The organism is Actinophytocola sp. (assembly GCF_036378875.1).
Classification (GTDB): Bacteria; Actinomycetota; Actinomycetes; order Mycobacteriales; family Pseudonocardiaceae; genus Actinophytocola.
This window is the reverse complement of sequence record NZ_DASUVO010000060.1, coordinates 20,874-46,295: the sequence shown is the minus strand read 5'-3', so window position 1 is coordinate 46,295 and position 25,422 is coordinate 20,874. Positions and strand designations below refer to the sequence as shown.

21 protein-coding genes and 2 tRNA genes are annotated in these 25,422 nt (G+C 65.3%); 13 read left to right on the top strand and 10 right to left on the bottom strand.

The annotated features are described in order from the left end of the window. The first annotated feature begins 63 nt into the window (after nucleotides 1-63). The 4 genes from gltX to VF106_RS17580 all read left to right on the top strand — a co-directional run bounded on the left by gltX (nucleotide 64) and on the right by VF106_RS17580 (nucleotide 2,737). Nucleotides 64-1,533, top strand: a complete 1,470-nt coding sequence (gene gltX / locus VF106_RS17595; protein ID WP_330840812.1) for a glutamate--tRNA ligase — start codon at nucleotides 64-66, stop codon at nucleotides 1,531-1,533. Between the two features lie 143 nt (nucleotides 1,534-1,676). Then, nucleotides 1,677-2,495, top strand: coding sequence for an HAD family hydrolase (locus VF106_RS17590; RefSeq protein WP_330840811.1), 819 nt, complete (start codon nucleotides 1,677-1,679; stop codon nucleotides 2,493-2,495). Nucleotides 2,496-2,548: 53 nt separating this feature from the next. Then, nucleotides 2,549-2,620: transfer RNA gene (locus tag VF106_RS17585), tRNA-Gln, on the top strand. A gap of 44 nt (nucleotides 2,621-2,664) precedes the next feature. After that, nucleotides 2,665-2,737 (top strand) — tRNA-Glu (locus VF106_RS17580). Between the two features lie 451 nt (nucleotides 2,738-3,188). Here the strand turns inward: VF106_RS17580 and VF106_RS17575 are convergent. Both VF106_RS17575 and VF106_RS17570 read right to left on the bottom strand, forming a co-directional pair. After that, on the bottom strand, nucleotides 3,189-6,011 hold the full coding sequence (locus VF106_RS17575; RefSeq protein ID WP_330840810.1) for a TIR domain-containing protein: 2,823 nt from the start codon (nucleotides 6,009-6,011) through the stop codon (nucleotides 3,189-3,191). 483 nt (nucleotides 6,012-6,494) lie between these two features. Continuing rightward, nucleotides 6,495-6,887 (bottom strand): DUF402 domain-containing protein, encoded by a 393-nt coding sequence (locus VF106_RS17570; RefSeq protein WP_330840809.1) that lies wholly within the window; start codon nucleotides 6,885-6,887, stop codon nucleotides 6,495-6,497. A 45-nt stretch (nucleotides 6,888-6,932) separates the two neighbouring features. Between VF106_RS17570 and VF106_RS17565 the strand changes: the two genes are divergently transcribed. After that, complete coding sequence (locus VF106_RS17565) at nucleotides 6,933-7,049, top strand: aromatic-ring hydroxylase C-terminal domain-containing protein (RefSeq protein ID WP_330840808.1); 117 nt, start codon at nucleotides 6,933-6,935, stop codon at nucleotides 7,047-7,049. Here VF106_RS17565 and VF106_RS50910 read toward each other — a convergent pair. Next, nucleotides 7,046-7,462 carry a WD40 repeat domain-containing protein gene (locus VF106_RS50910; RefSeq protein WP_414639004.1) on the bottom strand — a complete coding sequence of 139 codons (417 nt, stop codon included), beginning with the start codon at nucleotides 7,460-7,462 and terminating at the stop codon, nucleotides 7,046-7,048. The genes VF106_RS17565 and VF106_RS50910 overlap by 4 nt on opposite strands. Before the next feature lie 490 nt (nucleotides 7,463-7,952). Between VF106_RS50910 and VF106_RS17560 the strand changes: the two genes are divergently transcribed. Together VF106_RS17560 and VF106_RS17555 are read left to right on the top strand one after the other, a co-directional pair. Continuing rightward, nucleotides 7,953-8,801, top strand: a complete 849-nt coding sequence (locus VF106_RS17560; RefSeq protein WP_330840807.1) for a sigma factor — start codon at nucleotides 7,953-7,955, stop codon at nucleotides 8,799-8,801. Beyond that, a complete protein-coding gene (locus VF106_RS17555) occupies nucleotides 8,801-9,346 on the top strand; it encodes a hypothetical protein (protein WP_330840806.1) in 546 nt (181 codons plus the stop codon). Before VF106_RS17560 ends, VF106_RS17555 begins: the two co-directional genes overlap by 1 nt. A 416-nt stretch (nucleotides 9,347-9,762) precedes the next feature. Here VF106_RS17555 and VF106_RS17550 read toward each other — a convergent pair whose 3' ends face one another. Continuing rightward, the gene (locus tag VF106_RS17550; protein ID WP_330840805.1) at nucleotides 9,763-10,959 is read right to left on the bottom strand and encodes a hypothetical protein; all 1,197 of its coding nucleotides are present in this window, start codon (nucleotides 10,957-10,959) and stop codon (nucleotides 9,763-9,765) included. Nucleotides 10,960-12,142: 1,183 nt separating this feature from the next. Here VF106_RS17550 and VF106_RS17545 point away from each other — a divergent pair. The 4 genes from VF106_RS17545 to VF106_RS17530 all read left to right on the top strand — a co-directional run bounded on the left by VF106_RS17545 (nucleotide 12,143) and on the right by VF106_RS17530 (nucleotide 14,729). Beyond that, complete coding sequence (locus tag VF106_RS17545) at nucleotides 12,143-13,444, top strand: response regulator (RefSeq protein ID WP_330840804.1); 1,302 nt, start codon at nucleotides 12,143-12,145, stop codon at nucleotides 13,442-13,444. A 209-nt stretch (nucleotides 13,445-13,653) separates the two neighbouring features. Next, the gene (locus VF106_RS17540) at nucleotides 13,654-13,791 is read left to right on the top strand and encodes a hypothetical protein (protein ID WP_330840803.1); all 138 of its coding nucleotides are present in this window, start codon (nucleotides 13,654-13,656) and stop codon (nucleotides 13,789-13,791) included. 191 nt (nucleotides 13,792-13,982) lie between these two features. Next, entirely contained in the window at nucleotides 13,983-14,156 is a 174-nt protein-coding gene (locus VF106_RS17535) for a hypothetical protein (RefSeq protein WP_330840802.1), read from the top strand. Between the two features lie 120 nt (nucleotides 14,157-14,276). After that, the gene (locus tag VF106_RS17530; protein ID WP_330840801.1) at nucleotides 14,277-14,729 is read left to right on the top strand and encodes a hypothetical protein; all 453 of its coding nucleotides are present in this window, start codon (nucleotides 14,277-14,279) and stop codon (nucleotides 14,727-14,729) included. A gap of 297 nt (nucleotides 14,730-15,026) precedes the next feature. Here VF106_RS17530 and VF106_RS17525 read toward each other — a convergent pair whose 3' ends face one another. Together VF106_RS17525 and VF106_RS17520 are read right to left on the bottom strand one after the other, a co-directional pair. Continuing rightward, the gene (locus tag VF106_RS17525; protein WP_330840800.1) at nucleotides 15,027-15,293 is read right to left on the bottom strand and encodes a hypothetical protein; all 267 of its coding nucleotides are present in this window, start codon (nucleotides 15,291-15,293) and stop codon (nucleotides 15,027-15,029) included. Nucleotides 15,294-15,557: 264 nt separating this feature from the next. Beyond that, a complete protein-coding gene (locus VF106_RS17520; RefSeq protein ID WP_330840799.1) occupies nucleotides 15,558-15,752 on the bottom strand; it encodes a hypothetical protein in 195 nt (64 codons plus the stop codon). Between the two features lie 342 nt (nucleotides 15,753-16,094). Here VF106_RS17520 and VF106_RS17515 point away from each other — a divergent pair, with 342 nt between their 5' ends. Next, the gene (locus VF106_RS17515) at nucleotides 16,095-16,847 is read left to right on the top strand and encodes a hypothetical protein (RefSeq protein WP_330840798.1); all 753 of its coding nucleotides are present in this window, start codon (nucleotides 16,095-16,097) and stop codon (nucleotides 16,845-16,847) included. Between the two features lie 82 nt (nucleotides 16,848-16,929). On the opposite strand, the gene VF106_RS17510 is transcribed toward VF106_RS17515, so the two are convergent. Together VF106_RS17510 and VF106_RS17505 are read right to left on the bottom strand one after the other, a co-directional pair. After that, nucleotides 16,930-17,394, bottom strand: a complete 465-nt coding sequence (locus VF106_RS17510; RefSeq protein ID WP_330840797.1) for an ASCH domain-containing protein — start codon at nucleotides 17,392-17,394, stop codon at nucleotides 16,930-16,932. Nucleotides 17,395-17,453: 59 nt separating this feature from the next. Beyond that, nucleotides 17,454-19,499: a GNAT family N-acetyltransferase gene (locus VF106_RS17505; RefSeq protein WP_330840796.1), complete on the bottom strand. Its 2,046-nt coding sequence runs from the start codon at nucleotides 19,497-19,499 to the stop codon at nucleotides 17,454-17,456. Between the two features lie 449 nt (nucleotides 19,500-19,948). Between VF106_RS17505 and VF106_RS17500 the strand changes: the two genes are divergently transcribed. Beyond that, nucleotides 19,949-20,260 (top strand): hypothetical protein, encoded by a 312-nt coding sequence (locus VF106_RS17500; protein WP_330840795.1) that lies wholly within the window; start codon nucleotides 19,949-19,951, stop codon nucleotides 20,258-20,260. 55 nt (nucleotides 20,261-20,315) lie between these two features. Here VF106_RS17500 and VF106_RS17495 read toward each other — a convergent pair whose 3' ends face one another. Together VF106_RS17495 and VF106_RS17490 are read right to left on the bottom strand one after the other, a co-directional pair. Further along, nucleotides 20,316-24,611: an nSTAND1 domain-containing NTPase gene (locus tag VF106_RS17495; protein ID WP_330840794.1), complete on the bottom strand. Its 4,296-nt coding sequence runs from the start codon at nucleotides 24,609-24,611 to the stop codon at nucleotides 20,316-20,318. Further along, entirely contained in the window at nucleotides 24,601-25,410 is an 810-nt protein-coding gene (locus VF106_RS17490) for an alpha/beta hydrolase family protein (RefSeq protein ID WP_330840793.1), read from the bottom strand. Before VF106_RS17490 ends, VF106_RS17495 begins: the two co-directional genes overlap by 11 nt. Nucleotides 25,411-25,422: the final 12 nt, after the last annotated feature.

Sequence of the window (25,422 nt, the reverse complement as noted above, 5' to 3'; positions counted from 1 at the left end):
GTTGAATAACTTCAGCATGCACCCGCCGGGAGGGAGAGTCAAGCCGGATACCCTGATCGGGCCATGACTACTGCATCTGCCGAGGTCCGCGCCCGGTTCAGCCCGTCGCCCACGGGCACGCCGCACGTTGGCCTGATCCGCACCGTCCTGTTCAACTGGGCCTTCGCCCGTCACCACGGCGGCAAGCTCGTGTTCCGCATCGAGGACACCGACGCGTCGCGCGACAGCGAGGAGAGCTACCAAGCGCTGCTCGACGGCCTGCGGTGGCTGAACCTCGACTGGGACGAAGGCCCCGAGGTCGGCGGCCCGGACGGGCCGTACCGGCAGAGCCAGCGTGGCGAGGTCTACGCCGACATCGCGCGCCGGCTCCTCGACGCTGGCGAGCTGTACGAGTCGTTCTCCACGCCGGAGGAGGTCGAGGCCCGGCGGCGCGCGGCCGGCCAGGACCCGAAGCTCGGCTACGACAACGCCGACCGCGCGCTGACCGACGAGCAGAAGGCCGCGTTCCGCGCCGAGGGCCGCGAACCGGTGCTGCGCCTGCGGATGCCCGACCACGACATCACGTTCACCGACCTGGTGCGCGGCGAGATCGTGTTCAAGCCGGGCAGCGTGCCGGACCCCGTGCTGGTGCGGGGGAACGGCGCCCCGCTGTACACGCTCACCAACCCGGTCGACGACGCGCTGATGCGCATCACGCACGTCCTGCGTGGCGAGGACCTGCTGCCCTCGACGCCTCGGCAGATCGCGCTCTACGAGGCGCTGCAGCGGATCGGCGTGACCACGTTCACGCCCGAGTTCGCGCACCTGCCGCTGGTTCGCGGTGAGGGCAACAAGAAACTGTCCAAACGCGACCCCCAGTCCAACCTGTTCCACCACCGGGACCGCGGTTTCATCCGCGAGGGCATGCTGAACTACCTCGCGTTGCTCGGCTGGTCGATCGCCGACGACCGCGACATCTTCACGATGGACGAGATGGTCGCCGCGTTCGACGTGTCCAAAGTGAACTCGAACTCGGCCCGCTTCGACCTGAAGAAGGCGGAGGCCATCAACGCCGAGCACATCCGCCGGCTTTCCACGGACGATTTCACCGAGCGCGTCGTGCCCTATCTCGTGACGGCGAAAATCCTGCCGGACGAGCCGTCCGCCGCGCAGCTGGCCACATTGCGAGCCATCGCACCGCTCGTGCAGGAGCGCGTCACGGTGCTGTCCGACGCCGTCACGATGGTGCGTTTCCTGTTCGTGCCGGAGGAGGAGTTCGCGCCGGAGCCGGAGGCGGCCGCGAAGAACTTCGACGCGGCCGTGCTGGACGCGAGTATCGCCGCGCTGGAGGGCGTGGGGGAGTGGACGGCGGCCGCCATCGAGGAGGCACTGAAGGTCGCGCTGATCGACGGGCTGGCGCTCAAGCCGAGGAAGGCGTTCGGCCCGGTGCGTGTCGCCACGACCGGGCGGACCGTGTCGCCGCCGTTGTACGAGTCGCTGGAGCTGCTGGGCCGCGACCGCACGTTGTCCAGATTGCGTGCATCACGATCCTGACAGACCCGTAACGCTGCGCTCGCGAGGACCGATAGAGTGTAATCGGCTACTTCGCGAAGGGTGCCTACTTAATCGTGTCAGAGGGCCCACAATCACCTCTATAGCCGAATCGGAAGGTGCCCCAGGCGGCCTAATCTCTGCTGATGACCTTTGGGCTCGTGCCGTTTCCAGCTGCCTCCGACCGATCCTGCTCGACCGGGTTGGCGGCAGGGCACCAGCCACCCCGGATCCGGGCGGTCTGCCTTGACATCGATGACACGCTCGTCGACTTCACCAGCTCCGCCCGACGGGCACTGTGCGACCTGATCGGCCGTGACGACATGTGGTCCCGCTGGCAGCGGACCACCGACGAGCACGTGGCCCGCGTGGTGTCCGGCGAACTGTCCTACGACGCGATGCACAGGGCCCGCACGAAGGCCTTCTTCGCCGACCTGGGCGCCCTCCTCGACGATGATGTCGTCGCCGAACTCGAGGAACGTCGTCGCACCCAGTTACACACGACATGGCGCCTGTTCACCGACGCCCTCCCATGCCTGGACTGGCTACGGGCGGCGGGCTTCAAACTCGCCGCCGTGACGAACGCCTCAGGCCGCCACCAGCGGGCCAAACTGGCCGGCCTCGGCATCGCCCGCTTCTTCGACACACTGGTCATAGCCGGCGAGCTGGGTGCCGCCAAGCCGGACCCGGTGATCTTCCACACAGCCTGCGCCCACATGGGCGTGTCCCCGGCCGAGGCCATGCACGTGGGCGACCTCCTGGACACCGACGCCATCGGCGCCCGCGACGCGGGCCTGCACGGCGTGTGGCTGGCCCGCCAACGGCCCGCGAGAGTGGCCGAACCCGGCATCCAGACCATCGAAACCCTCGCTGACCTGCCAGAACTGCTCGTGAGCGAGTACCGGACCCCGCCGCTACGAGCAACAGCCGGGGCCGATTTCCGCCTCCGGGAGGGCGTGGTCTAACATCTTCTCCGGTGCTGCTGGAGCGGGTCGCTGATCAGCTGAAGCAGTAGCAATGGGGTATGGTGTAATTGGCAGCACGACTGATTCTGGTTCAGTTAGTCTAGGTTCGAGTCCTGGTACCCCAGCAGAGAGAGCCAAATCGGCTTCTGATAAGGTTCTCTCTGGTCGCGGCCCCGTCGTCTAGCGGCCTAGGACGCCGCCCTCTCAAGGCGGTAGCGCGGGTTCAAATCCCGTCGGGGCTACATATTCTGACCAGGCCGTTTCCTCCGGGAGGCGGCCTGGTTGATCTTCTGTGGTATGGATCCGTGGCATGCCGGTCGCCGGAGTGAATTCCATGCATGGTAGGCCTACTTGGTAGGCTGGCTACGAAGGGTGACATAGCGTGCTAGGTCGAAGTTTGGGTCGTCCGCAGCTCGTCTGTGATTGAAACGACTTTGTCGTGCGGCGGCGGTCGATGGATGTGAGATGCTCGTCTTGTTTCGATTTCTTGTGGGATGGGTGCGAATGTGTTCTTGGCACCTCTGCAGTTGCGTGATACGGGTCAGGAGGCCGTTATATTCTGTATTACGAGCATCAAAGATGACGTCACGTCATCTTTGATGCTCTGACTGATTTACGCGGATAGGCGAGTTGACCAGACTCGTAGGGCTTGGTCCCCGCCGGCTGTAGCGAGCTATCAGATTTACGCACGCATCATGACTTTTCTTCTCTAAATGTAGCGAGTGCGGCCGTCGCTTCTGGGACACCGGCTTGGCTCGCCGCGGTGAAGTAGCGGATCGCGGCGTCCCGGTGTCCTTCATAGAGGCTGACGACACCCAGGTTGTGAGTAGCCCGGTGATCGCCCGCCTCGTGTGCGGGCAACAACGCCTCCTTCGCCTCGGCGTACCGCCGCAGTTCCATCAGCATGCCCCCGAGTTGCACCGGCCCGTGCTCATATCCTTCGTCGGCGGAGCGGCGCGCCCAGAAGACGGCCTTCTCCATATCGTTTCGCTGCTTGTACAGCTGTCCGAGGTCGTAGGCCGCCCCACCACCGTCGGCCTCGACGCCCTTCTCCAGGAAGGGCACCGCGTCCTCCAGCCTGCCGTTCTCGAACAGCATATTGCCGATCACGAGACTGATCTCGGCATCTTCTTCGGCCCGCGACTTTCTCCACCAGTGTCCGGCCATCGCGGAGTCGTTGTCCCGCACGAGGTAGACAACGCCGAGAAGACCGGCTGGCCGATCCAGTCCTGCCTCGGCCGCCTGCCGGAGCAGTGGTTCGGCCTCGTCGAACTCAGCACGCCAGACGTGCACCTCTCCGAGGGCACCGGTCGCGGCGACGTCGCCATTCGCCGATGCTTCTCGCCACCAGCGCTCCGCTTCCTCTGGTTGATCTCTGACCAGGTGTAGCGCGCCGAGCGAAGCGGCGGCGGACGCGTCGCCGGCGTCGTACGCATGTGTCAGCCACCGCAGCGCCAACTCGTGCTCCCCGCTGCCCATCAGGTGGTGGCCAAGGTTCAACGCACTGGCGGCCGAGACGATGTCGGCGACCTCGTCATACAGCCTCGCGGCGGTCGCGAGATCACCACGTTCCAAGCACAGCAGGGCCAGGTTGCAGTGCGCCTCCCGACTTCCTCCGTCGACTGCTCGCCGCAGCCAGTCGCTTGCTTCGTCATCGCGATGCGCTTTGAGCAGCAGCGCCCCGAGGTCAGCCATCGCGTCGAGGTATCCGTGCTCCGCCGCCTGCCGCAGAAAGGTCTCCGCCTGGGCGGTGTCCCCTCTTTCCCGGTGATATATGCCAACCGCGTACTCCCGCTCCGGAGTGCCCTCTTTCGCGTCGCTCAACAGTTGGCTGACCCGATCTAGACCGACATACAGTGCTCGCTCACCTCCGGCGAGGAGCATGAGCCGAGTCATGTCGTCGGTTAGCGCTTCGGGTTCGATCGTGTAGGTCGCGCCAGGTGCGTCCGAGCCCGTGTCGAAAACGCGCGTGGCGTAGTTCAACTCGTCGTGCGCCAACGTGCTCATGAGCACCGTCATGAAGTCGGCGTCGCGCATGTGCCCCAGAACGAACTCCCATGTGGCACTCGGTATCGAGGTACCGTCACGACCAACGGCCTCCACGACGTAGTCGAACGGGTAGTAGGTGTCGTCGCCGCCGTTGATCAGTAGACTGGTAGCGCCGTACTCGAGGTTCGTGGCCCACGCCAGGGCTTCGTCGATTGCCTCCGGGTGGAGTTGCGCGCCACCCAGAGCGTCGAGATAGGTGTCGTGAACACCGACCAAATCGTCGCGCGACAGCGGTGTCCGCATTCCCGCGCGATATGCGTCAACCGCCCCGGCGACCAAGGCCGCGCCACGCGGGTTCCCGCCAGGAGACCAACCAGCGCGCCATTTCTGCAGTAGTTGCGGTCCTGCGGCCATGTACTCTGCCACGCCGTAGTTCTGCCCCAGCGATGCGGCCCGGCGCAGACGAGGGTCGTCGTTGCTTGCCGCGAGATCGAGTTCGGCCGGCGACCATCGGCGCTCTATGCGTACCTGGGTGAACAGTTCCAACGCCTTCGAAGCCTGCACGACCTCCCGCCAGCGTTCCGGGACGCCAGTCGCCGTCCGCTCGAGATTTGTATTGTACAGCGCGTAGTGTTGCGCCCCGATCGTCGCGATCATGACTACCGACTTGGGCAGCCTCCTGATGACGCTCGGTGTCAGCCCGCCGGCGGTCAGGTGCCTGTGCAAGTCATCGAGCCACAGGACGTGCGGTTCCTCACTCGTCAGGGAACTCAACGCCGAGACCAGTTCTTCCGCGTCGTCCGGCGCGATGAGCCGGTGACCGGTCAACTCGGTCTGCATCATTTCGTAAGCGGTACGCGATTTGCCAGCCGTCGAGTCACCGATGAGAAGAACGTGCTTGCGCGCGCGAAGTGCGTCGCGAATTGTTTGGTCGACGTCCCGTGGGATGTATGGTGGGGGCATGTCGGTGCCGTGTTCCATGGCGCGATGCACTCCGAGCGCGATGGGGTGCCGGTACTCCGTGACGAGAGGTATGTGCTTGGCGGAGAAACGGGACCTGAGTTGAGGAATCTGCTCAACAAGGCGGTCCCCGAGAAGTCTGATATCAGACCGTTGACGCCGGGTCCGGATCTCAAAATATTGCAGTCTGGCCAACGGAGCGAGTTCGTCCGGCAACCGTTTTGGGTTCAGTTTGACGCCGTTCAGCAGAACGGGCACCACTGGGACATCGTGCGCCCAGGCTTCCGCAATCTCCCGCCGCACCCAGTCGTCCGCGGAATCGATCGGACGTCGGCCAATCTTACCGTCCAGCCAGCGATCACCGATAACGACCAGCAATACTGCGCTGTTACGCACCTGACGTAGCAGCACAGCGGAAAACTCGGCACTGAGCGGAATGGACTCGTAATCCAGGAAAACCGCGCTTGATCCAAAACGATCCGCAAGCTCCGCATGAAGGAACGCGGCAGCGGCAGCTGCATCCAGTTTCCGATAGTTGATGAAGATCAAAGTTTCCGCATCGGGCACGAGTCAAGTTTAGTACCATCCTCCAGGCTAGTGCTGCGGCATTGTGTGGGCGTATCGCGGCGCTGTCACGTCCATGCTTTGACCAGCGTCGTTGAAAGTATCTCGGTTCTCGGGACGTCCAGGCGATCCCGGAACCCCGAATCTTGAGCCTTTGGCCGGCCTTGGCCGCCGACAGGCGGACGCGTGCGGGGGCGGTGTCTCAGCACCCGTGCGGAAGGGGGGCCCGGGTGCCGCCGACGGCGGGGCCAGCCGGTGGTGCTACCGCGGCGGGCGTCAGTCGGGTCGTGCCGCTGTTGGTTCGGTGCCTGGCGTGGTCGCCTGCTGGGGGCGCGTCGTCGCCGTCGGCGAGGGGCGTTGGTCGGGGTAAAGGGGGCGTCCGTCCCGCTGGCGCTGACGGGCGCCGGCCGGCGTTGCTGGCACGGCTCGTGCGCGGGTTTGAGGTCAGTGGACGGCGGCCGGGCCTTAGCGGGCTGGGGAGTGCCGCTAGGTCGTGCAGCGGCGGGGTGGGAAGTCGGTCCATGTCGGGCTGGGGTCGCGGGCGGTGTGCAGGTGCTGGTCGAGGAAGCGTTGCCATCGTCGGAGTCCGTCGACGGCGGTGGCGATGTCGAGTTGTCCTGCTTCGATCGCGTCGGCGAACTCGTCGAGATCGAGCAATCGCTGGTGGCGACCGTCGGTGGGTACCAGGACATCTGCGTAGAGGTCCCGGACGGTGATCGAGTCCTGCGTGGTCGAGACGTGCACGAGGTCCACGTACCAGGTGGTCGGTCCGGCTTGGGCGCGGTCGGTTCCGCGGGTGGACCGCCAGGCGGGGATGGACATGCTCACCCCGGGCTCGAGCAACACGACACGCGTTCCAGCAGCGTCCGGCCAGGCCATGGAGTGAAGCTGTTCTCGCGATCCTGTAGCGCTCTAGCACCAGCGATGCTCATCCGACCCGACGGCTACGTCGCCTGGGCGGGTGCGAACACCGACGGCTTGGAGCCAGCACTGCTCCGCTGGTTCACGGGCTTCGGCCGGCCGCGCACGCCCTCGTTTTAGGGACAGGGTGGGCGGTAAGGAATGCCAGGAAGGCGAGCCTCCCACTGTTCTGCGCTGAGGTTGCCGTCTGCGTTCCTGCACAGCAGGTTGGCGACCCTGTTCGGGTCCAGTTCCCAGCGGCGGACCGTTCCGTCCGCACCAGCGCTGACGATCATCGAGTCGCTGTGGACGGCCACTGCGACCACCGGGCCGGTATGCCCGACCAGTGTCGCTGTTCGTGTGATGCGGGTTGGATCCGCCGTGTCAAGCACTTCGACCGTGTTGTCGGCGCTGGCAGTGGCGAGCACACCGCTGCCATAGGCGACTGCGAGCACTGCTCCGGTGTGTCCAGTGAATGTGGACAGTCGAATCGGGCGGGCCAGGTCGGCGAGGGTCCAATCACGCCCGTCTTGCCTGGCCTCGACTCTGGACAATCCTGCCCGACACCCTGCGCACCGACATCACTACCGCCCACGCCCGCTACACCAGCGCCAGTACCTCGCCGCCTGGGCACTGCTCTACGCCGTCCCCGCCCTCTACTACTGGCCCATCAGTCCCATCGTGCTCATCACCTCGTTCGTCGGCATCGTCAGAGCCCGTACCGCCACCAACACCCTCTCTGCTACCTCATCGAAACAGCCACTGAGCTCCACACCCGCACCCTCGCCCAACAACTCACGCCCCCCCCGACCCCACCATTGGACACACCATCAACCGCCAGCTCCTCAAATCACCACCGCGTTCGACGACGTAGTGAGTTTTCCGCAGCGCGGTACCGAGGCCGTTGCCTTCGGCTGGGAGGGCTTCCTCGGCATTGACTTCACCGACCCAGAGAGCCTCGAACCACGACATATGAGGTTGGGGACGCGGTTGCACATGAACGTTCGGCATCCACTGCCGTACCCGTGGGGCACAATCACGGCCGTGAACAGCAACGTATCGATCGTGGACGACCTGACAAGGACGCGCAAGGGCGACGACGACGCCTTCACCCGGCTTGTGGAGCCGTTGCGCCGGGAACTGCACGCGCACTGCGACCACATGCTGGGCAGCACCCACGACTCCCACGACGCGCTGCAGGACGCCCTACTGCGGGTCTGGCGCGGCCTGGCCCGGTTCGAGGGCCGCGCCTCGCTGCGCCCCTGGCTGTACACAGTAGCCACGCGCACGTGCCTGGACTTCGTCGAGCTGGCGTTGGCGTTCGTGGCCGCCTGCCAGCACCTGCCGGGCAACCAGCGGGCGGCGCTGCTGCTGTTCGAGGTGCTTGAGTTCACCGACGCCGAGATCGCCGAGATGATGGACACCTCGACCACGTCGGTGAATTCCGCCCTGGCCCGTCGGCCGGTCGCGCAGCGGGTGCCGAAGGGCACCCAGCAGCCGACCCTACGCACCCTTGACAACACCAGACTTCGGGAGGTCGTCAGCGGGTTCGCCGAGGCCCTTGCGCGGGGCGACACGGACGCGATGGTCAGGCTGCCCACCGAGGGGGCCGCCTGGTCGATGCCGCCGCTGCCGCACTGGTACGAGGGCCTCACGCTGGTCACCGAGAAGGCGGTCCCGCTCGGCTCATGCGGCAACTGGCGCCATCGAAGCACCACCGCGAACGGGCAACCGGCCGTGACGCTCTACCTGCGCCGGGTCGAGGGTGAACCGTTCCACGCCTGGGAGATCACCGTGCTGACCGTGCGCGGCGACCGGATCGCCGAGCTCACCACGTTCATGGGCCCCGAGCACTTCCCAGTGTTCGGCCTGCCCGCCGTCAACGTCGCGTGATGGCGCCGGAGGAGTCCTCCGCCGAGGGGCAGCGCGAGGCCTACATCAGCGAGGCTCGGCGGATCGCCGACCGGCACCAGGGGTGGGCGGACGCCCAGCGGACGCAGGCGGCCTGGTGGCGTCGATGGAACACCTGGATCTCCGCGACGGTCGCGATCCTCGCCGGGGTATCCGGCGGCGTCAGTCTGTCTTCGTCGAACCTTGGCGTGATCGCTGGCGTGGCGGCGCTCTCGGCCGCGGTGCTGACCGGAATGGCGAGCGCGTTCGGCTCGTCGGCCCGCAGCGAGGAGAGCTTCACGGCGGCCACCGCCAACCAGGTGCTCGCTGACCGCGCCGAGACCTTCATCGCCGCGATCGCCCCGTACGAGCCCCTCGAGGACGTGCGGCGGGCCTTCGACGACTTGCGGGTGCGGCAGGAGGAGGTGACGACGAACGCGCACCTCAAGCTGGGCGTGCGCGCGTCGGGCCTGTTTCAGGGCACCCGGCGGCCGACCAAGCTCGACGAGGTCTTCGGCAATCAGCACCGCCGGGACTCGGCAACGTAGAGGCACAAGGGGAAGAACCGGTCGTCGAACTGGGGAGGATCCCGGCCACGAAGGGCGACGACCTTGAGACCGATCCTCACCGTAATGCTGCCGGCCACGCTTGCTGTGGTCATGCTCGGCGTCGGCCTCACGCTGGCCACGATCAACTCGGTGGTCGCCCTGGTCACCCTGCGTCGGTGGTGGTCGTCCTGTCGATGAGCCACTTCCTGGCCGACGACGCGAACCTGGCAGCCCTCCATTGCAAGTAGTGGCCGGCGCCGGCGACCGTCTCCGCACTGGCCGGGACCCGGCTGCCGCCCGTCCCCTGGCGAATCAGCTGCCGCAGCGCACCGTTGCTGGCCAGGTCGAAGCGGCTGTCCTCTGGAGCTTTAAACCGCCAGGCGCCACGTTGGGCCGGGAGGCCCTTGTGACGGCACCTAGGTCTCCGGGTAGGTGGGCATTGGAGTGCGCAAGCTGGCTGGCGGGTCGGCGGCGACGAGTTCTGTCAGCCGATAGACGAAGGGCGGCAAGAGTTCCGGCAGTAGCTCGAACTGACTGTCGGGCTCCATCACTCGTAGTCGGCTTATGCCGGTGGCCAGGTATAGCAACATCACTGCGGTGCCTGCTCGGGCGTGCGTGGGCGGCTTGGGCTCGAGAAGGGTGTGGCGTATCAGGATCCGGTTGAGGCCGAACATGACGCCGAAGAACCACTGTCGCAGGCCTGGGTAGTCCGGTGAAGGTCGCTTGGCGGCGAGTTCGTCGAGTTCGGTCTCGACGACGTCGCACAATGCCGTTGCCCACTGGTGCATGTCGTCGACTGCGTGCCAGGCGGCTCGCAGGTGTGCGAGGGGTGCTTCGGTGACGACGCGAGCTACGTCGTGCCGGACGTCGCCGGTAGGCAGTAAGGCCAGACCGTGGCCGTCGTTGATGTCAGCGAGTTGAGGGCCGTCGTTGCGGTACTCGAGCATGGAAGCGACTGGGACGGCGGCACCGGTCGGTACCAAAGCTCGTGTGATCGCGGCGAGATCTGCCTCGGTGCCTTCGCTGGTGCCCCCAAGGACCGTCGAGACCGCCGTGGTGAGAAGGTCTCGACTGGTGTAAGGCTCGGTGTCGTAGGTTCCCCTGTCGAAAGCACCCAGTTCTGGCGGCGAGAAGGAGATGCCAGCGGCGGTGATGCGCCGGTCAATGTCGCGAATGCGTCTGGGGAGCAGTGCGCCCTTGCTGCTGTGTTTGCGGGCGACCTCCTGAGCGATCTCCGCGATCCGGTCGCTGCGGTCGATAGCACCCTCTGCTTCCGGAGGGGTGTCCAAGTGGCTATCGGTGGATGCGGCAATCCATGCCGCGCGCACGGTCGGCTCCGGGATTGGCAGGCCAGCTCCGAATGCTTCCAGCGCGAGGTCGCCAGGACGGCGACCTGGGCGGGTGTGGGTGCCGAGCCACACGACCAGGTCGACTGCCTCCGGAGGGGCGGTGGAAACGCTTCCGCGGCCTTGGCCGGCACCGTGCTGCTCGTTGCCGGGCAGGAGGCCAGCAGCGCGCCACCGTTCGAGCTGCGTGGGAGTAGCCGCCGCGCCGCGCTCGCTAGCGGCGGCGATCAAGGCCATGTCGGTGGCACTGGGTTGTTTCCGGACCATCGTCTGTGACCGTACCGGCTGGCGTCGGGTTTGGAGCCCCGCGAGCTTGTCGGGAACGGACGTGTCGTGAGCTGGTCTGCTGATGGCACCCGAGGTAGTCAGCCTCGATGCCACGAAGGAGTGAACAGCATGACCAGCGCACGCGATCCCTTGACGTCTAACCCGAATGGGCCTCCGCGATGGGCCATTATCACTGTGGCCGCAGGTGCCGCGGCCGCTGGGGCGCTAGCCGCGTACAGCCCCTCGTGGCTGTCGGCGTCGGTACCGCAGCGGGCCTGTTCACAGCGATACGCGAGGCTCTTCGGCTGTGAACGCCGCTCCCTATGGTTCGCGCACCCCCGCGCGGCGCCAGAGCACGGTGCATCGATGGGGACGGAGCGGGTCTGATGTATGCCCGATTGGTCTCGACGGCTGGGGTTGCATGTGCCCGGGTCAGCTGGTCGACCGAACAACTCGCGCATGCCTCAGCAACGCGGTGCACGGTGGGTTGCTGAGCGCGATGTCGCGATCCTCGCGCCCACGAGGCTTGCGACTGGAAGCGGATCCATCCCGGATAGACGGAGCGCGTGAGTGATACTCGTAAATTTCGTCGGTCAACCAACAGAGTCCAAGGGCCCTGATCTAACCCACGTGTCACGCGATGGCGAACCGAACAACTATCAACGTAACTTATAGTAACCGAACAACCTCAATGCTGCTACTGTAAGTAGTATTCACATCGAGTTTGGCCCTCGCGCTGGTGCTGCGGCCTGTGGCCGGTCACAATCCTGTCGTTGACCTGTGTCAACGACAGGACGGCGGGACGCCCATCTTGCCGTTTTGGATTACGACGATCCATCCCGGACATAGACGAGAGGACCACAGAGTGCGCCACTTCCCCTGGCGGCTGAGTCACGCGAGGACTCAACCGGTCAGACCCTCCGCGACATCGGAGGGTGGCTGGTTACATTCGCTGCCTATGCTCTTCCAGCTGATCTCGTTCCTCGTGATCGCCTGCTACGTGCAAATACTCGTCGCGAGCGGCAACGGCCTACTCGCTGCTGTGTCAGCCGCGGTGGCTGTGGCGATCGGCGCCCAGACCAGCACAAGCATGGCCCCCTTCAGGCGTTCCGCACACTAGTCACTGGCGCTACTCCTCGGCCTTGTTCCTCTCGAGGGGAAGGCCGAGGAGAGCGGAGGAGAGATGCCGCGCCCCGAAAGGCCCGTCGAGAGTGCCCACGCTGACCTGGCCAAGCTCGCCCTCGGTCTTCGAGAGCTTCGCACCCAGGCCGGTGGCACCTATCGTGATCTATCTTGTCGAACTGGCTATGCGATCTCGGTGTTGTCGGAAGCGGCGTCCGGACGACGCTTGCCGACATGGGACGTCGTGAAGGCATATGTCGAAGCATGCGATGGCGACCCCGGCGAGTGGCACCAGGTCTGGATCAACGCCGCAGAGGAGCTCCGGAGGCCGAAGGTCCATAGCGCTCAGTCCGACGAAGAACCTCATCAGGGAAAAGGGGCCGGCTATGCGCACGCTGGAGCGTTGATCAACCTGCAACCTGCGTTGCCTGTGGAACAAGGTTCGGGTGCGTCCAAGGATCAGTCGCCTGACGTGGCCCCTGCTACGTCACCGATCCGGATCTTCTTGGTCGACGATCACGAGGTCGTTCGTCGTGGCGTTGCCGACCTCTTCGAGGACGAGCCCGACCTGACCATCGTTGGTGACGCGGCCGACGTGACCAGCGCGCTCGCGACGATTCCCAACCACAACGTCGACGTTGCCGTGCTGGATGTCCGGATGCCGGACGGCAACGGGATAGAGCTGTGTCGAGACCTTCGCTCACAACTGCCAGAACTGCGTTGCTTAATCCTCACGTCTTACTCGGACGACGAGGCAATGCTCAACGCCATCATGGCCGGCGCATCGGGGTACGTCCTCAAGCAGGTACTCGGTGCCGAGTTGATCGCTGCTGTCCGGAAGGTTGCGGCAGGTGAGTCACTGCTCGATGCGCGAATGACTCAAGCCCTGATGGCGCGTATCCGGCAAGGTGAAGGCCAGGGGCCCCTCGCAGGGCTCACTGATCAGGAACGGGCAGTATTCGATCTGGTCGGCGAAGGCATGACAAACAAGCAGATCGCTCAACGGCTCTTCCTAGCCGAGAAGACAGTCAAGAACTACGTGTCGCACATCCTTGCAAAGCTGGGAATGCAGCGTCGTACGCAGGCGAGTGCCCTCGCGGCGGAGCTGAAATCTCGCGACCACGTAATCCGATCAGATCGCGACGAGAAGCAGGTGTCGACACATACCGGGCGGGGGCGTGTTCTCTCTCCCGAAGTAGAGCAGCAAATCCTCGAATTGGCCCAGCGTCCAGGCTGGTCAGCGGAGCGCGTCTTCGCTCACCTGCGCTCGAAATACAATCGTCACGACATTTCGCTTGGAGTCATACGTCGAGTTCTCGCGCGCGCCCCCGTGCGGGAGAAGCGTCGATTCTCGAGGCGGTAGTTCGGGTTCGAAACCGTCGGGTCTATATGCGCTGATCGGGCCGTCATCAGAGAGACGGTCTGATCTGCCTTACAGCGAAGCCTCCACGATTTTGGCGGAAGCTTAGTTACGTCAGCGGTGATAGGTCTGCTCGGAAACCCCCAGTTCGCGGCACACCGCCGCCACATTGTTGCCCTCGCCAGCAGCCGATCCGCGGTTGCTCGGCCACCATGCATGGCGGCGCCGGTTCGGACCGGCTCACCGGCGGACCGGGCGCGGACGACATCGTCGGCGCCGCGGACGTGGACCAGGTCGACGCGGGCCTGTGTCCGACGACCGCATCGACGGTCACCTGGACCGTCCTATGAGCACCATCCTGCCGCAGCGGGCCCGCCACGTCCGGCAGCGCCAAGCCTGCCAGCAGTGACACGCTCACCAGCAGTGCAATAGTGCCTTCCCCCTTTCGCCGTCGCCGCGTGCGGTGGCCGACGACGACCGGTTCGACCCCGTCAGCGGCTGGTGATGCGAACCGCGGCCGCTAGTCATCACCGCGTTTGGCGTGGCGGGTGACGACCCCAGGACGTTGCCCGTCGGGCTGCCGACCGATCCGCTGATCGCGCTGGCCGGACCGTACAGCTCGAACACGCGGTGGTTCGGCTCGGCGTGGTTCGTGAGCCACCAGCAGCTGAACGCGTCATCAAGGGTGTGTTACCCGGCCGTCGATTGCCAGTGACGGGGGAGTGCGCACTACCCGTCGTGCTCCGGGCGGTGAGGTTGCCGGTTCGCGACGAATACCGGAACTGGCGCCCCATAGACCGGCGGCTGAACTCGGGTCGCTGTTTACTGGCCTGCGTTGATCGCGCTGGCATGGCACTGGAGCGTTGTAGGAGGCAAGATCGAGGGCATGAGTTCGGTTCGTTTCACTGGCGAGTGCTGGATCTCCGAAGCTGACACCCGGCCCGGCTTGGACGAGGGCGGGTTCGGCACTGCATGGCGCAACATCGGCCACGTTGACCGGAGTGAGCAGGACCTCTGGCAACATTTCGCCAAGTCCTCGTCGAGGCGGTCGGCCGAATTCTACATCTCGATCATGGAGACAGACTTGGCCGAGCTTCCCACGCGGTTCTGGCTGGGCCTCGAGTGGGTGACCGGGCAGCTGTTCGTCGCGACTGGCCCGGCCAAACCTCGAGTACTGGCACGCCGGCCACCGGAGCTGAGCCCTGGCCTATTGCGCCGTCCAGCGAGGCGTTTGAGTGTCCGCGTCACCGCTGAGAAGGGCCATTCGCTGTTCGAGCGGTTCAGCTGATCCATTCGTGGCACTGCCCAGCACCGGCTGGTTGTAGGGCGTTGACCAGGGTCGCCGACTATGGCCTCGGGGCCACGGGCGCCCGACGAGACTCGGCTCCTGCATCGAATGGGTGATCATTCTCGACATCGAGGGCGGAGAGACGCAGCTTGAGCCGCTCGAACACTAGCTGCTGCGAGTGCGGGACACCTTGTCTGATCGGAGCCAGGCTGGCTGGGTGGTGACCTCGGGGCCTGCTCGGTCAATGGTGCGGGTCAGTCGACGTCGCCGGCCGCGTCCATGGCACGGTCAAGTTGCTCAACCAGTTCGACCATGGGCGTGGGCAGCGGTGTCGCGGAGGTAGGCGACCCACAAGGGGCTGGTGGCGTTCTCGGGATCGACGAGGCCGTAGCGCCAGCGTTCGGTGGAGTTCCAGTTCAGGTTGATCAGCTGTGCGTAGCCGGCTTCGCCGCACTGGCTGGTGTCGAGTTCGAGCACGATCGCGGGCAGGCCGGTGTAGGTAGTGCAGTTGGTGATGATGACGGCGGTGGCGCGCAGGGCGTCGACGACCGGGGGCCCGTGCACGACGGCCGGCAGAGCCGGCAGGACTCACCCTTCTCGACCGCAGCCACTGGCCGTGATCCCCCAGCACCGGCCGATCCCACGTCCACGACATCCAACCCATTCACGCTCGGCCAAGCGCTCGCCGCGCAGGCGCCACCCCGCACAGCAGTCAGTCCACCCGCGACCCTCGTCGTATCACCATCACCCGACCCGGCCAGCGCGACGCGACGGGCTAGGCACCCGGGGCGGACTCAGAGTCCGATGGCGGCCCCGGGTGCCCGCCGATCACGGTGACAGGAACTCGTACACCTTGAGGCCGAGACTGAAGATGCCGACGAATGCGGCTCCGGTGGCACCCAGAGTGACCAGGGCTGAGCCGCCGAGCATGTAGAACAAGCCACCGATGATCACCGCCCCCAGTACGGCGCCCAGGATGACGACCGCCAACCACATGCCTCGACCCTGCGATCGATCGCTCACCCGCTACCTCCTTCCGAACCCCTTCCGGGCTCCGAACGATCCGTTCTTGGCTACTTCACCAGCATCGCGGAGCGCATATACGCAGGTCAAACCATACTTGTAGTATTTGTGAAGGATGTGAACTACCCTTACACAGGCGTTGAATGTGCTTGCACCTGAGCAACGAACCGCCTGTGCAGCTGCTGCTTCACGACTGCGCGGCAGAGGAAGGACAACAGTGACCCCCCGGACCCCCGGCTACCCCCGTACCGCCTGTTTCTCCTGCACAAAGGTAAATTGATCATGACGAGGGCCGCCTCTTCGCAGCGAAAACTACCCACGCAAGCCCAGCGAGAGGAGGGCATGGAACTGCTGGGCAGAAGCGTGACCAAGGCGCAACGCCAGGAGCAGGTGCCGTTCGCGAAGGACTTCCTGCGGTCGACCGACGGCGCCGCTCCGCTGGCCCGGTTGCTCCAAGGCGGACGAGGCGGTGAGGTCAGGTTGAAGCTGTTCTTGACCATCACGATGATGGCCACCAGGAAGCCGCACGACATCAGCCGACCACCGTCTCCCGCGTACTGGGCACGCATGCTGGGGGTCACGGGCGAACCACCGGCGCGACGTGTTGCTGACGCGCTGCACTGGCTGGACCGCGAGGGGTTCATCCGGCTGACCCCGAGGAAGGGGACCCTGCCGCTGATCACCCTGCTGACCCCGCAAAGCTCAGGTCGACCGGGACTGGACTACGAGCGGCCGATCGAACGGGGAGAGCGCTGGATCAGCCTTCCCCTGACGCTGTGGACCAAGGGGTGGATCATCGACCTGCCCGCGACCTCGCTCGCTTTGATCATGGTGATCCGCGATGTCCAGCAAGGGAGGGACGCGGCACGGTACGTACCCGGAGACGAACGCACGATGTATGGCCTGTCCGCTGACACCTGGACCCGAGCCCGCCGCGATCTGGAACGCAGGAACTTGCTGGAAGTCAAACGCGTACCGCAAGGCGGCGAGTTCGACTACCGGCGGATGCGCAACCTGTACCGGATCCGTTTGGAACAACTCGGCGAGCTCTCACCAGCCGAACACGAACTTCCCGCACGCGCCGATACCGTGTAGGCGTAGCAGGAACGCCAGCCTCGAACAGCGACGCAGCCGGGAGCTGTGGGGTTACCCGATGTTCATTCGGGGGCGGCTCTCGTCAGGACCGTTCAAGGTCGTGCAGCTGCACGGGGTCCTGGTCAGACAGGTATCTGAAGCTCTGTGGTGGCCGGAAGGTGGCTCTGGTGCGTAGCGCGGACAGTGTGTATGGCTCTGAAAGCCGTTGGGGCGAAGCGACGGTGACCGCGGTGGCTGTGCTGGCACCGGCCAGGTAGGCGTCGTACTCGGCCTTGGTCAGGCTGAGGCTGAGGCGGTGTCGGCGCCAGATACGGCTGGGGGTATCGGTGTCGCGGTCTGTGAGGATGGCGGTGCCGATGACCGCCATGACGGGTGTGCTGGCGTAGAGGATGAGCAGCGTGCCGTTCGGCGCGGACAGTCGGGTCCGTCGTAGTTCGACGGTTTTGGTTCCGTCCAGGATCGCGTTAGCGAACCGTGGCCGCAGCGAGAGGACGAGCGGTCGCAGGAGGGATGTCTGCGGTTCGGGTTCGGCGGCGATCGCGGTCACGACCGGTTACTTTATCGGTACTCGACGCTGAAGGCTGTCAGGTTGGTGGTGTGTGTCGGTCAGCTGTTTCCTATGGCGTAGACGGCGTCGAAGGCAGCTCTGGGCATGCTGACCGGAGCCTGGATCTTCCTCGGCCCCGCGGCGCTGGTGGGGAGTTTGATGTAGTCGGTCCACGGGACGGGGCGGCGGAACATTTCCGTGTAGGACAGTCGGAGAGCTTGGACTCGACCAAGATCACCGGCTGCCTCGCGAACGTCGCGGAGGGCGAACACGCCGTAGTGCGCGAGGCTGGCATAGAGCTCTTCCGGTGCGCCGACGTCGATCGCGTCCAGAAGGGACGTGCCGATGAAGCGACCGGGACCGGTCGCGCGGTCCTTGGTGAGGTACCACAGAATTCGGCCGGGGGCTTTCAAGCAGCTGGGATGGCCGCTTCGGTAGTAGACGTGTTCTCGGCCGAGCGCCAGCGTGGTTGACCGCGGTGTCAAGGTGGGTGGTTCGCCGAACAGCTCGGCGCTCCACCGGGGTTTGATGGCGATGGCGAAGTGCGGCAAGGCGCTGTCGGTGATCTTCGCCGGCCACCATGTTCGCTCGTACTGAGCAGCGACGTTCGGGGACAGGCTCGGAGATAACAGGGCAGCGGGTCCGAGACCCACTTTGTCGCGTGCTGTGGTGACCGCAGCGCTGAGTTCACGGCTTGAGGCTGCTTTGTCGATCACCCAGGAGAACCACACGTCGTTGACCCGCTGGTAGTACTCGTGCCCTGCGGCCCTCACGGCAAGTCCCGACAGATACGGATCGTCGATGCGCACGACCGACGCACCGTGCTGACGTGCGGTCAGCCGCAACGTCCACAGCAGGTACCGGGCGATGGTGTCGGCGTCCGGATGGTCTGCGACGCGAAGCAGTGGCGCGCGAACGACCTGGCCGTCGACGAGGGAGGAGTAGCAGCCGACCGGGTTACCGCCGAGATCCCGGATGATTGAATGCGACCGCGGAAGCTGGGCCAGCGCGTGGAGCCGTGCCTTGAGCTCGTTCTTGGCTTCGCCGCCGGCGCGGTCAAGGAAGGTGAGCAAGACTGATTCTGACGCCGAGTTCGCCAGTTCGGTGCTGAAGCGGCTACCGGATAACACCTGCGGTCGATAGGCCGCCGCGTGTGCGAGTTCGTCGAGATGGATGACCAGGTGGTCGGGGTCGATGACTCGCAACGTGGAGAGTTCCGGATGGCTCATCTCCAACAGCACCGGCGCGACAACTGTGCACAGGCGTTCGTCCCAGGTGAGCAGGACCTTCACTCCGGCGGCAGCGGTCTCGGCGAGCTGCCAGAGATCGCCGACGTCTTGGGGCGAGGGCGTGCGGTTAGGGAATTTCGCGCGGTAACTCTCTTGCAATGCTGTGAACAGCTGTTCAGCTTTCGCGGGGAATCCGTGTGGACGTCGGTAGTGCTTCGTCGCCTCGAGAAGACGCTCCTGGAGCTGTACTGGATGGCGTTCGATGTCGCGTTCGAGACCGTGCGGAACGACCTTCTCGATCCGGTCCGCGACGTCTGGGGCGAGCAGCACTTGAGAGCGTTCTGCCTGAGGAGCGGCTTTGCGGGTGTGCAGGTCCATCAGGATGTTGGTATCGATGGCCACCGTCAGCACGGTGGGCTCGTCGGCCGTGGTGAACAGGTTCGGATGGCCGTGGTCGCGCCACCAGACGGTCATCGCGGCGTTGTCCTCGCCCCGGCCGCGTGTCCGGCCCAACTGGGCGAATCCCAGACCGCGCCACACCCGTTTGATGTCGGCGTAGTCGTCCCGACACTTCGCCCGCACACCCAACCTCATCGGGTAACGCCTGCTGACCTCGTTCACCAACGACTGCGCGATCCCCGAACGCCGGTGCCCCTGCTCAACACACAGATGCGTCAACACCACCTCGTTCCTCGGCAGCCGAAAAAGCACGTAACCAACGACCCGACCACCGACCCGCGCAGTCAGAATCCGGCCCTCAGCAGCAGCTTCGTAATAGGCGGCCTTCGGCAACAGCCCGAGAGTCTTCCTCGACCCATTCCCCAATTCGATCAAATGTTCGATCTTTTCGCCGTCATCGCTGACCACTGACTCCACGGCAACGTCGTCGGACGCAAGGACCACAGGTCAAGTTTCGCTCCGACTGCTCGTTCTGCGTCATTGTTTTGTCCGAGATTCACCTGACTGGACGCAGCAACGGATGGGGCGCGACACCTCCTATGCGACAAGTGGAGGTGCTGTAACATCGACGTTCACCCGGATTCGCTCAGCTTTCGAACAACCAGGTGCTGCCCTCGACACGGATGCGATCACCGGGCCACGGTTATCTCCGCGATACGTGTGGTTATCCGGCAGCTACCTGGTCTACTTTAAGTAGCTTTCGTAGCCTCGTTCAGACTACAAGCTGTACCCGATCGTGACGCGCGCGAGTCGTACCGTGGGTATGGTGAATGGCCATGGCTCGTGTTGTGAAGTCGTCGAGTCAGCCCCCGGTCCGTCGTGGAGCGCAGGGGTCGGCCACTTGGCTACCCAGCGGTTCCCTGCGGGTGAAGGTCTACGCGGGCTTGCATCCGGTTACGGGTCGGCCGCGGTATCTCGGTGAGACGATCGCGGCAGGGCTGTTGGCGCGGGAACAGGCCGAGGAGACATGTCGCCGGCTGTTGGGTCAGGTGCGTCGCAGTCGCCGGTTGCACAGCCATGCGACGGTGGATGATCTGTTGAATCGGCATCTGGTGATGTCGCGTGGCAGTGAGCATTCGCGGCAGTCGCAGGTGTTGATGGCGGCCAAGCACCTGCGCCCGTTCATCGGACACCTACCGCTGCGGGGAGGTCGAAGAGTGGTTGAACCTGGTGTGTGACTACGTTTAGCTAGCAGCTTATGAGTCGGTGAAATATAGTCAAATTATAGATTGGCTAACCTTTGCTAAAGGTATCCTTTCCGGTCCAGTAGCAGAGAGTGTTGTCTGCGGCAATGCATATACTGTTGTTGGTTAGCAGCGCCACTGCGTAAACCGGTGTTAGGAGGTCTACGATCTCCACAGGACGCGACATGCAGATGTCCCAGACCCGGACGGTGCTGTCGTCGCGGCCACCGGAGATGATGACATTGCGGTCACCGAGGCACCCGGTGGCCAATGCGTAGACCGATCCTGTGTGACCGACAATGGACTGTTCAATCGCTTGGCCGTGAGCGTCCCACAGCCGCACCGTGCCACTGTTGCTTGCGGTAGCGATGATGTCGCCACAGGCGCTGAGGTGACCAATGGCGACGGCGGTTATCGTGTGGGTGGTTCCGGTGGGGAAGTGTTGGGTCAGGTGGCCCTTCGTGTCCCATATCCGCACGGCCCCATTGTCGTCGCCGCACACGACAACGTCGCGGTTGTCGATTCGACCTATAGCCGCAGCGGTCACCAGTCCGTGGTAGTTTTTGAGCCGCTTGCTTACGGGTTGTTCGTTGGGATGCCAGGTCCAGACTTTGGCATTGCGGAAATCCGTGGAGAGGGCGATGACGCGGTCGCCTGTGTAGCTGACGGACACCGCGTGTATATCGGTGGCGCGGCAGTCCAAGGGGCGCCCGATTGGGTGTTGGTCGGCGTCCCACACCCATACTGTGCCGTCACCTCCACCGGAGATGATGACATCGCCGTGGTGGCGGAGGTGCCCAACTGCTACTGAGTCCACGAACCGGGTGTGGCCAGTCAAGGGTTGGCCGATTGGACGCCCGGTGGTGTCCCAGATCCGCAGCGTGTTGTTGACCCCGGCGGAGACGATGATAGTGCCGTGGTGGCCGAGCTGGCCGGCGGCTACTCCGTTGATCCCGCCTGCGTGGCCGGCTTGAGACTGGCCGTAAGTCAGCCTGGGTGAGTCCCAGATCAGCACCTTGGAATCGCCAGCCGAGGCGATAACGAAGCGTTCACCAAATCGACCAGCTGCGACGGCCTGGATCCGGCTGTTGTGGCCAATCAGTGGCCGGTCGATCGGTTCCAAGTCGCTGTTCCAGACCCGAACGGTCGCGTCGCCATGGGCAGAGACGACGATACCCCCATAATCGGGGTGGTGAGCGACGGTCACCGCGGAGACAAAAACGAAGCCGGTGTGGTCCAACGCACCCTGTTCCTCGCCGGTGTGCACGACGAGAGGTGTACTGGCCAAGCGTCCATCGTTGTTCCAGACCTGCACGGTACCGGCATCACCGCCGGAGACGATGACGTCTCGGCTGCCGAGGCGGCCGATGGCCACCGCGTTGACCCGATCTCCGGTCTTTAGTTGATCGATTTGTTGCCCCTTGGTGTCCCATATTCGAACACACCCATCTTGACCGCCGGAGACGATGACGTCTCGGCTGTCTAGGCGGCCGATGGCTATGGCGGTGACCGGGCCAGTGTGGCCGGTCAAGGGTTGGCCGATCTGCTGTCCGGCGGCGTCCCACATCCATATCGTTCCGTCCCTGTCGCCGGACACGATGCGGTCCTGGTTGTTGAGACGGCCAATGGCGACAGCAAGGACCGTATTCATGTGCCCGGTCAGTGGTTGACCGACTTGTTGCCCGGTCGCGTCCCATATCCGTACTGAGTGGTCTGCGCTGGCGGACACGATGACGTCGGCGTGATTTCCGACGTGGTCGAGTTGGACGTTGGCGGGATCGTGGAGCCGGCCGATAGCAACGGCGGACACCCAGTCGGTGTGGCCGGTCAAGGGTGGGAGAACGGGTTGGCCGGTGGTGTCGTAGACGCGTATGACGTGGTCAGCGAGGAAATCGTCGGTGCCGCACACTATGACGAAGCCGTGCTTGCCGAGGCGGCCGAGGGCCATCGTGCGTACGGAGTCGTCGATCGGGATCCGCTGGTGGGGTTGGCCGAGGTCGTGTGCCCATTCGATTTGGTAGCGACTGTCATCGATGGCGTTGAAGCGTTGCTGTAGGTCGGTCAGTCCGAAATGAGCTGCGGTCAATGCCAGAAGCCGGGCACGGCGGGAGGTAGGTATGGCGCGGGCTTGGTGGCTTGCGCCGCGCAACACGGCGTAGATCGCCGCGATCAGATCGCCGTCGTCGGTGGTTGTCCGGTGCAGGGCAGGCAACAAAGTGTCGGGGTCGGCGTGGACGAGGTAGTCGGTGTCGGTGATCAGGGTGTTGAGCTGGTCGGCGTGTTGGGCGTGGGTGGCGAGGTGGCGCAGGGTGTAGGGGTGGGCGCGGGTCCAGTCGCGTCGGCCTTCGAGGGCGCGGGGTACCCGGTTGTGTAGGACGTCGGTGATCGCGCGGTGCATGCTGGCGGGTTCGACCCCGTTGCGGAGGTGGTCGGCGAGGGCTTGGTGGTAGAGCCGGTAGGTGGATCGGCCGGCTTCGGTGGCTTCGACGACGTAGGAGCCGGCGTGGCGGCGTAGCCAGAGCAGGTCGTCGTCGGTGTAGGTGGTGTGGGCGGCGTGGGAGGCGACGGCGGCCCAGATGTCTTCCCAGGGCAGGCCCTGTCCTTCGGCGAAGGCGAGGGGCCGCAGCAGGTCGCGAACCTTGGTGGCGTTGTCGCCGAGCCGGGTTTCCAGGTCGCGGCGCATCGCGTCGCCCGGGTAGGAGGGCAGTGTTGCGCGCCAGGCCGGGTCACGGGGGTCGGCGATGTGGTCTTGTGCGGCGAGGGTGGCGCTGATGATGCGCGCGACCAGGAACGAGGGCTGGGCCGCGGCGGCGACCGCGTCAGCGACCGCGCGGATCAGCGCGGGTGGTTGATGCGGGTAGGGGCTGTGGGGGTGGGCTTCCAGGAGGCCGCGGATCGTGTAGGTGGTGAGCGCGTCGAGGTCGGCGTAGCGGTCGGCGTCCAGATCGATCTCGCTCTCACGCCGTAAACCGAGGCGGTCGAGCAGGTAGGGGCGGGTACCGACGAGCAGCCGGAGCCGTCCGTCCGCGTGCTGGGCCAAGGGATGCAGCAGCTGCCGGGTGAGGTGGTCAGGGTCGGTGGCCTCGTCGAGGGCGTCGATGAGCACGGTCAGCGGCGCGTCCCTGCCGGCCAGCTGCTCCAGGAGTTGGCCGGGGGTGGTGGCGTGCAGGTGTGCCGCGGCGGCGATGCCCGCCAGTACCTGCTCGGTGGTGAGGCTCTGGGCGTAGATCGCCACATCCACCGCACCCGAGCGGGGCACGGCTGCGGCGGGCAGTCCCAGGGTGTGCAGGGGAACGGTGCGACGCCGGTCGGGGTGGGTGAGGGTGGCGATCAGGCCGAGGACGGCGGTCTTGCCGGAGCCCGGGTCGCCGGTGACGGCCAGCAGCGGCCTAGTCAATGTTGAGTGGTGGAGCCAGGCGGTGATATCGAGCAATGCGGTGTGGCGGCCGGCGAACCACCAGCCATCCTGGGCCGTGTGGCTGGTGCCGCCCATGGCGCGGACCAGCAGCCGGGTGCGGAACTCGATGTCACGGCGTTCGGCCTGGATCTCCCATTCGCTGGCATGCTGGATGGCCAGGTCGACCTCGGTCATGCCCGGGTCGTGACGCGGGTTGGGCAGAAACGGCGGGATCTCCCCGGCCAAGCCGGCCACACTGAAGCCGACCGTCTGGTAGCCGGGCTTGGCCGCATGCGCGTTCATCGCCTTCACGACGGAATCCAGCGGCAGCGTGTCGGGGTTGTAACCGGCAGTGGGCAGGCTGTGGACCGCATCGCGCAGCAGTCGCGGAAACGCACCGGCCTGGGCCTGCTCGGCAGGTTGAGCCGAGGTGATCACCACCAGACCCGCCCCGTCGTCGTCGCCCCATCCGGTGGTCATGGAGGTGACCGCGGCGGCGGTGAGTTCATTGCCGCCCCGACCGGAGTAGCAGGTGTCCAGCATCAGCAGCACCCGCCGGACCCGGGTCCCGAGCAGCATCTTGCGCGCCAACTCCGCCGTCGGCAGCGCGTCCTCGATGTCGTCCGGATCGGTGTCCGCGGTCAGCAGCACATGATCACCGGTGGACTCGAGAACTTCACCGTGACCTCCGATGTACACCGCCACCAGATCGTCCGGACGGCGAGCAGGATCCCGACTGAAGTCCCGCAGCAGCTTGGTCAGCTGACCTCGGGTCGGATTCAGGCCCAGGTCGCTGACATGCACGTACCCGAGATCCTGGGTGAACAACGAGACCACCTGATCCCGGGCCGCGGCCAAACCGGGGCGATCCCAGTGCGGCGCGTTCGGATAGTGGGCGATCGCCGTGGCGATCAGATACCGCCGTGGCCTGGTGGTGTCATCGTGCACGCAGGCCTCCCGCGATGGCCGCGCCGGTCAGCTTGTCGGTCAAGTATGCCGTGGCGTCATGGGCATGAACTCCGTTGTGCACCACGGCGTTGATCACCCGTGGCCCGAACCGCGGCCGCAAGTCCTTCTCCAACGCGACGACGTCCCCCCGATCGGCCACGTTCGTCCATACCAGCTCATCAGAACCCGGCCAGGCTGCCCGGCCACCCTCCGGGGCCGGGTCCAGCCGGTCGAAAATCAGATTCGCGATCCCCAATGGCGACCCCACCGTCACCAGCGCCCGCACCCCGTGGCCCGGCATCGCGGCCATCGCCTCATACGCCACCACCGACCCCAGTGAATGCGCCACCACCACCCGCGTCTCCGCCGTGATCGCATCGCCGACCACACTCCGCGCGGCCTTCCGCAACTGTGCATCCTGCAGGTATCGGCGCACCTGCTTGAGATCGAACACCAACGCCCGCAACGCCACACCACCGAAAAACGCCGACCGGGACAGCTGCCGCAACGCCGCCTGCACCGAACCCGGCACCCTCACCAGCGTGTCCCCATCTGGGGGTGCCACCCTCGGATCCACCCGCGCGGCCTCCTGCCACCACGCCAAAAGCAGCTCCTCCTCCAGACCAGCCTCCACGTCAGCCGCGGTGAACATCGGATCACCCACAGCCAACGTCTGCCCAGCCGGGCGAAACAGATCCCCGTAAAAGGCCATCACCAGATCATCAGCGCCGACCGCGTCGCGGTAATCCGCACGCGCCAGCCCATCCAAGACCGCAGGCGCCCAATCATGCAACAGCAACCGCTCCCCAGC

Excerpts from the sequence above, each read along its gene's own strand:
- gltX (WP_330840812.1), top strand. The coding sequence starts at position 64 with ATGACTACTGCATCTGCCGAGGTCCGCGCCCGGTTCAGCCCGTCGCCC.
- VF106_RS17590 (WP_330840811.1), top strand. The coding sequence starts at position 1,677 with ATGACCTTTGGGCTCGTGCCGTTTCCAGCTGCCTCCGACCGATCCTGC.
- VF106_RS17570 (WP_330840809.1), bottom strand. The coding sequence starts at position 6,887 with ATGGCCTGGCCGGACGCTGCTGGAACGCGTGTCGTGTTGCTCGAGCCC.
- VF106_RS17565 (WP_330840808.1), top strand. The coding sequence starts at position 6,933 with ATGCTCATCCGACCCGACGGCTACGTCGCCTGGGCGGGTGCGAACACC.
- VF106_RS17555 (WP_330840806.1), top strand. The coding sequence starts at position 8,801 with ATGGCGCCGGAGGAGTCCTCCGCCGAGGGGCAGCGCGAGGCCTACATC.
- VF106_RS17550 (WP_330840805.1), bottom strand. The coding sequence starts at position 10,959 with ATGGTCCGGAAACAACCCAGTGCCACCGACATGGCCTTGATCGCCGCC.
- VF106_RS17545 (WP_330840804.1), top strand. The coding sequence starts at position 12,143 with ATGCCGCGCCCCGAAAGGCCCGTCGAGAGTGCCCACGCTGACCTGGCC.
- VF106_RS17540 (WP_330840803.1), top strand. The coding sequence starts at position 13,654 with ATGCATGGCGGCGCCGGTTCGGACCGGCTCACCGGCGGACCGGGCGCG.
- VF106_RS17515 (WP_330840798.1), top strand. The coding sequence starts at position 16,095 with ATGGAACTGCTGGGCAGAAGCGTGACCAAGGCGCAACGCCAGGAGCAG.